General features: G+C 63.1%; 5 protein-coding genes. 4 read left to right on the top strand and 1 reads right to left on the bottom strand.

All coding sequences use genetic code 11. The features are described 5' to 3' along the window. Positions 1-204, top strand: a 204-nt coding sequence (locus NDO48_RS28805; RefSeq protein WP_267322869.1) for a hypothetical protein, incomplete at its 5' end; no start/stop codon positions are given. Positions 205-221: 17 nt separating this feature from the next. Here the strand turns inward: NDO48_RS28805 and NDO48_RS28800 are convergent. Continuing rightward, positions 222-647, bottom strand: coding sequence for a hypothetical protein (locus tag NDO48_RS28800; RefSeq protein WP_018430690.1), 426 nt, complete (start codon positions 645-647; stop codon positions 222-224). Positions 648-1,038: 391 nt separating this feature from the next. Here NDO48_RS28800 and NDO48_RS28795 point away from each other — a divergent pair, with 391 nt between their 5' ends. The 3 genes from NDO48_RS28795 to NDO48_RS28785 form a co-directional block, all read left to right on the top strand. Then, positions 1,039-2,322, top strand: coding sequence for an efflux RND transporter periplasmic adaptor subunit (locus tag NDO48_RS28795; RefSeq protein WP_018430692.1), 1,284 nt, complete (start codon positions 1,039-1,041; stop codon positions 2,320-2,322). A gap of 13 nt (positions 2,323-2,335) precedes the next feature. Further along, a complete protein-coding gene (locus NDO48_RS28790) occupies positions 2,336-5,437 on the top strand; it encodes an efflux RND transporter permease subunit (protein WP_267322868.1) in 3,102 nt (1,033 codons plus the stop codon). A gap of 268 nt (positions 5,438-5,705) precedes the next feature. Then, the coding region (locus NDO48_RS28785) for a hypothetical protein (RefSeq protein WP_267322867.1) at positions 5,706-6,904 on the top strand (1,199 nt) is incomplete at its 3' end.

Raw genomic sequence — 6,904 nt, 5'->3', positions numbered from 1 at the left:
CGCCACGACAAAATCAACGCCAAGATCACATCACACACCAGCCAGACACGACAGCAAAACACCGCACAACAAAAAAAACACGGCCCGCAAATTGCCACGCGCCCCGTTCAGCGGCGCCCGCCTCCCCGCGATCCCAGACAAAAGCTCAACCACCAGCCCCCCAGATACCCGTCGAACCAAACGTCCCGTCAACAAAGAGCCTGACGACCAAGCGACAGTTGTCAGCGCGGGGCAACGCTCTTCCCGGATGACAGCGCCGCCAGATCCGCGCCGTTTGCGCAAAAGTCTCGGTAAGCCGCTTCAAACGCACCCGCGGCCAGTGCCGTTTCACAACGCCGGCGTTCTGCACAGAGCATGCATGTCCGGCGGAGCGAGCGATGCCAACTGGCGTTGCTGGCCTCAAACGTGTCGGCATCTACGCCCAGCGACCGCATTGCCTCCGGCAGATACACCCGCGACGCAAATGCGTAGTCCATTGCCGACCGCAACTCGGTCCCGTTCGACCCACATTCGCCAATAATAAGGCTGCCCTCTTCTTGTCCGAACGCATCGACTTCTTTCATCACTGCGTAACGTTGCTTACAGTCCCGGTAAGCGAGGACTGCCGAATGCCAAACTTTCCAGCTCTCGAGAGCCGATATGCCCATGGTCGTGTCCTCCGGCGCGTGCGGGAATGGCCGCTCATTATCGCTAGCCCGGTCGAGGGCAGCTTTCCTTGTCCTGGATCAAATGCCGGACACCTCTCGCGTGAGGCTGATGCAGGTGTTCGTTTCATGGGCCGCGAGGCGGCCGAACGAAATTAAATCTTGGTAACCATTGACGATTTTGCTCGCCGGGACCGGCCATTTTCCTACATGCTCAAGCAGATGAAGATGCGGGTGCCACCGGCAAAAGAGGATGCGAAGGTCCCGATGCCGGTAGCTGTTCCGGCTGAAGCCGATCATTGGCAGGCGGAGCCGCTTCACTCTGCGGGGGCCGGGCCTTCCCTTTTTTAAGGCAACGGCTAGTCTCGCAGCGGTTTGTCGATGGAGCGGCGTAATGACGAAGTTCCGATCCACCTTCCTGGGCGCCGTGGCGCTGGTGCTGGCGGTCGTCTTGCTGGCGGTGTCGGGCGCGGGCAATGTCGCCTGGCGCTACGTTACCGACGCCATGGCGAGTGTCGGTTCATCATCGCGGCCTGCCACCGACACTGCCCGCAGTGGCGGACACGGAGGAGGGGCCATCGCGGTGGCCGTTGCACCGGCCCAGAAGGGTACATTCCCGGTCGTTGTCAGTGCCTTCGGCAACGTGCAATCCCCTGCCGTCGTCGAGGTGGGCGCGCGCATCTCCAGCCAGATCACCGCTATCCACGTCAAGGACGGCCAGATGGTCAAGGCCGGCGATATCTTGTTCTCGCTCGATGACCGGGCGCTGCGGGCGCAGCTCGCCCGCGACCAGGCGATCCTTGCCAAGGACAACGCCCTGCTGGTCAGCGCCACCGCCGACATGAACCGCGCCAAGGATCTTGCCAGCAAGCAGGCTGGCACCCAGCAGGCTTATGATGAAGCCCTTGCCGCCCAGCAGGCAGCGCAGGCGACCGTTGCCGGTGACCAGGCGACCGTCGATGCCGACCAGGTCCAGCTAAGCTATACCAGCATCACAGCCCCGATCAGCGGCCGCCTCGGCGCAGTTCAGGTGGCGCTCGGCGACATCGTCGGCGGTTCGGCCTCGGCGCCCAGCGCGGCAAATGCCCTGGTCTCCATCACCCAGGTCGACCCGATCGAAGTTGTCTTCCATCTGCCCGAGGCCAATCTGCCGACCTTCAAGAAGCTGCTTGATGCCGGCGAGGCTCCCACCGTCAAGGCGCTCAGGAGCGCGAGCACCGATGTGCTTGCGACCGGCGTGATGGACTTCATCGATTCCGCCGTCGACATGACGTCGGGCACGATCGCCATGCGGGCGGCGTTCGCCAACGAGCAGATGGCGCTGTGGCCTGGGCAATATGTCGATGTCGAGATCGACCAGGGGCAGCTGAACGACACCACCTTGATCCCGACGGTCGCGCTGCAGCCCGGCCAGAACGGCCAGTTCGTCTATCTTGTTCGCCCCGACAACACCATCGAGGCGCGGCCGGTGCAGGTGGCGGCGAGTGAAGGCAACTTGTCGGCGATCGTCTCGGGCCTGGCCGCCGGCGACCAGGTCGTGACCGAGGGGCAGTTGCGTCTCAAGCCCGGCATCAAGGTCCAGCCGACGGTTGCGGAGGCCAACGGGACGTCGGCGTCTCCCGTCCAGCCTGCGTCTTTCACCTCCCCGCAGAAACCGGCGCGGAAGATTGCGCAATAGCCAGGGGTCGGCGATGAACATCTCCGAATTCTGTATCCGGCGACCGATCGCGACGCTGCTGATGTCGCTGTCCTTGGTGCTTGCCGGCCTGTTTGCCTACAGCAAGTTGCCGGTGGCGGCGCTGCCGCGGGCCGATTTCCCCGTCATCAACGTTTCGGCCAGTCTGCCGGGTGCGTCACCTGACACCATGGCGACCTCGGTCGCCACGCCGCTGATCAAGCAATTCGCCACCATCGCCGGCATCGACAGCATCTCCACCACCAATTCGCTCGGCTCGACATCGATATCGATCCAGTTCGTGCTCGACCGCGACATCGACGCGGCAGCGGCCGACGTGCAGGCGGCGATTGCTCGGTCGGCGCGCGCCTTGCCCGCCGACATGCCGTCGCCGCCGAGCTACAGGAAGGTCAATCCGGCCGATGCGCCGATCCTGCTGCTTGCGTTGAAGAGCGACGTCGTGCCGATGACCGACCTCGACGCATTTTCCCAGCAGGTCATTTCGCCGACGCTGTCGACGCTGGAGGGCGTGGCGCAGGTGTCGATCTACGGCAGCCAGCAATATGCGGTCCGCATCCAGGTCGATGCCGACGCGCTTGCCGCCAAGGGCATCTCCACCAGCCAGTTGGCGGCCGCGATAGCTTCGGCAAACGCCAACTCGCCGCTCGGAACATTACAGAGCAGCCAGCAGCAGCTGACGATCGTCGCTGACACCCAGCTCGACAATGCCGCCGCGTTCTCGAACCTCATCATCTCGAGCAAGGACGGCAAGCCTGTCCGGCTCGGCGATGTCACGCGGGTGATCGACTCGGTCGCCAATCTTCAATCGGCAAGCTGGTATGACGGTACGCGCGCCATTGTGCTCGCCATCCAGCGCCAGCCCGACGCCAACACCGTGGCCGTCGTAGATCGCGTCATGGCCATGCTGCCGACGTTCCGCGCAGAGCTGCCCGCTGCGGCTTCGCTTGAAACACTGAACGACCGTGCCGCCTCCATTCGCGCGGCCGTCAGCGACGTCCAGTTCACGCTGGCGTTGACCATTGCGCTCGTCACGCTGGTCATCTTCATCTTCCTGCGCCGGGTCTGGGCAACCGTCATTCCAGCACTTGCCGTGCCGATCTCGCTGATTGCCACCTTCGGCGTCATGTATCTGTTCGGCTTTTCCATCGACAACATTTCGTTGATGGCGCTCACGCTTTCGGTTGGCCTCGTTGTCGACGACGCCATCGTCATGCTGGAAAACATCGTCCGCCACATCGAGGAAGAGGGTGAAAGTCCCTTCGAGGCGGCGATCAAGGGCTCGCGCGAGATTGGCTTCACCATCATCGCGATCTCGCTGTCGCTGGTTGCCGTCTTCATCCCGGTGCTGCTCATGGGCGGCGTCATAGGCAAGATCTTCTATGAATTTGCAGTCGTTGTCGTTGTCGCCATCCTGGCCTCGACCTTTGTGTCCCTGACGCTGACGCCGATGCTCGCCGCGCGCCTGCCCATCGCCTCGCAAGGCGAGGGCCGGGTCGGCCGCGCGCTCGAGCGCGGCTTCGACGCCGTGCTCCGTGGTTATGACAGCCTGCTCAAGGTCTGCTTCCGCTTCCACGTAGTCGTCTTTGCAATTTTCCTCTGCTCGGTCGGCTTGACCGTCTACCAGCTGCGCACCATGCCGAAAGGCTTCTTCCCGCTCGAGGATATCGGCCAGCTTCAGGTCACCACGCTGGCCCGCGAGGACATTTCCTTCGGTGCCATGAGTGCGCTCCAGGCGCAGGTCGCCGATGTCTTTGCCAAGTCGCCCTATGTGGCCCATGTGGCCAGCACGGTCGGTAGCGGCGGTGGCGGGTCTGGCGCCATGAACTCGGCGCGGCTGTTCGTCGAGCTGAAGCCGAAGGCCGCGCGGCCGCCGTTGCAGCAGATCCTGTCGGAGTTCCGGCCCCAGCTGGCCAAGATCGCCGGCGTCCAGACCTTCATGGCGCCGATCCAGAACCTCTCCGTCGGCGCCCGCGGTTCCGCCAGCCAGTATCAGCTCGTCGTTCAGAGCCTCAACGAGGACCTGATGAACCAGTGGGCCCAGAAGCTCACCGACGCGATGGTCGCCGACAGGGCCTTCTTCACCGACGTCACCTCGGATCTGCAGAACAAGGCGCTGCAGGCACGGCTGGTCATCGACAAGGACAAGGCCGCGTCGCTCGGCATCACCAATGACGTGCTGCGCTCGACCCTCTATGGCGGTTTCGGTACCCAGCAGGTGTCGACGATCTACACGCCGTCCGACAGCTATGACGTGATCATGGAGCTTGATCCCCATGTCGACTGGACGCCCGAGCGCATGGCGCGCATCGAGGTGCCGGGTGCCAACGGCACGCTGATCCCGCTCGGCGCCTTCTCCCATATCGAGCGCAATGTCGGGGCGCTGACCGTCAACCAGCTGGGCCAGCTGCCTTCGGTGACGGTGTCCTACAACCTGCCCGATGGTGTGGCGCTTGGCGACAGCATCGCCCGGATCGACAAGCTGAAGGGCGACATCGGCATGCCGCAGAACGTCACGACAAGCTATTACGGGACGGCCAAGACCTTCCAGGATGCCGCTGCGAACCAGGGGCTACTGATCCTCGGCGCCATCCTGACCATATATGTCGTGCTCGGCATGCTCTATGAGAGCTTCGTCCACCCGTTGACCATCCTTTCGGGCCTGCCGGCCGCGGCGGTGGGTGCGTTGTTGTCGCTGTCGCTTTTCGGCTTCGATCTCTCGGTCATCGCCGTCATCGGGCTCTTGATGCTGATCGGCATCGTCAAGAAGAATGCGATCATGATGATCGACGTGGCGCTGACCCTGCAGCGTGAGGGCATGGCGGCGGGCGAGGCTATCCACAAGGCCTGCCTGATGCGGTTCCGTCCGATCATGATGACGACGTTTGCGGCCCTGATGAGCACCCTGCCGATTGCACTCGGTGCCGGCGCCAGCGCCGAGCTGCGCCAGCCGCTCGGTGTCGCCGTGGTCGGCGGTCTTGTCGTGTCGCAGACATTGACCTTGTTCGTCACGCCTGTACTCTATCTCTACATGGAGCAGCTTGGCGCCTGGCTGAAGCGTCGCACCAGTACCTATGGCAAGGAAGCGGTCAGCTCGTAGCCGGACCGAGGCGGGATTTCCTCTGGGTTTTCCTCGCCGCGAACGTGGTTCGGTAAATGAATCGCCGGGATCTCAACCATTCGTTGATTGGTTTGCTGCTAAATATGAAGTGAAAGACTAAAATGCATAATATGTTATGCATATAAAGTTTACCAACTTAAAAAAATAGATCATCCCGCATATCAAGCTATATAGCAGGCTGGCCGCCCCGGTTGCAAACATAGCGTGCGCCTTGTTCTGTCTGGCCAATTAGGCAGGGGATCAGGCGATGACCACCAGTGTTGAGTTCGAGAACGTCAAGGGTGCGCTCGAGGGCGCTTCGGCAGCCGACAACCGTACCGCTGATGGCGGTGAGCAGATTCTGGCGCAGGCGCAGCAGCCCGCAGCCGATCCGGTTCCCGTAGACGCCGGCTCCGGCCAGCCTGTCCAGACCCCGCAGCCTCAGGCTGCCGCCCCCGCCCAGCCGACACAGGCCGAATATGTCGCCGACGCCTCCAACGTCGTACACCTGCCGGCCAACGTCTCGATCGACAACATTAAGGTCGACGGCGACAACCTCGTTCTCGAACAGGCCGACGGCAGCGTCATCGTCATCAAGGATGCCGCCTCCAACGTGCCGACCTTCCTGCTCGGCGATGTCGAGGTTCCGCGCGTTGCCCTGATCGCCGCGCTTGAAGCCGGCGGCATCAACGTCGCCTTCGGCGCCGACGGCTCGATCTCGGCCAACGCAGGCGGGGCCAACAGCTCCGGCGGCAATTTCGAACTGCCGGCCGGCGGCATCGGCGACGGCTTCGACCTTTCCATGCTTCTGCCCCCGACCGCGCTGGCCTTCCCGCAATATGACGGCGAAGAGCTGACCATTGGCGATCGCATCAACAGGGCACCTTCCATCGACATAGCGCCGGGGATCGGCGGTGGCTCCGGTATCGTTCACGAGGCGGGCCTGGATGAAGGGGGCTCGAATGCCGGCGCGGCTAGCGAGTTTGCCACCGGCACCTTCAAACTGTCCGATCCGGATGGGTTGAGCGATCTCAAGACGCTGACCATCAATGGCAAGACGGTCAGCATTGCCGATCTCGTCGGCCAGACCTTTGATGGTCAGCATGGCACCCTGACGATTACCGGCTACGATCCGGTGACAGGCGTTGCTACCTACCGCTACGAGTTGACCGGGGCCACCACCGACGTGCCCGGAGCGGACGAGACGGATCGCTTCACGCTTGTGGTTTCGGACGGCAAGGCATCATCGGCGCCGGCCAGCATCACGATCGAGATCGTTGACGACGTTCCGCTGGCCGTCGACGACAAGGCCATCTCGGTTGTCGAGGGTGGTGCTGCGATCGGCGGCAACGTGATGGACAATGACACGCCCGGCGCCGATGGCGCCAAGGTGACGTCGGTGACCATCGGCGGCAATGAACATGCGGTCGCCGCCGAAGGCACGACCACGGTCACGACTCCGAACGG

The sequence above is a fragment of the Aminobacter sp. MET-1 genome, assembly GCF_026521175.1.
GTDB lineage: Bacteria > Pseudomonadota > Alphaproteobacteria > Rhizobiales > Rhizobiaceae > Aminobacter.
The sequence above is the reverse complement of the archived record's forward strand: the minus strand, read 5'-3'. Positions and strand labels throughout refer to the sequence as shown.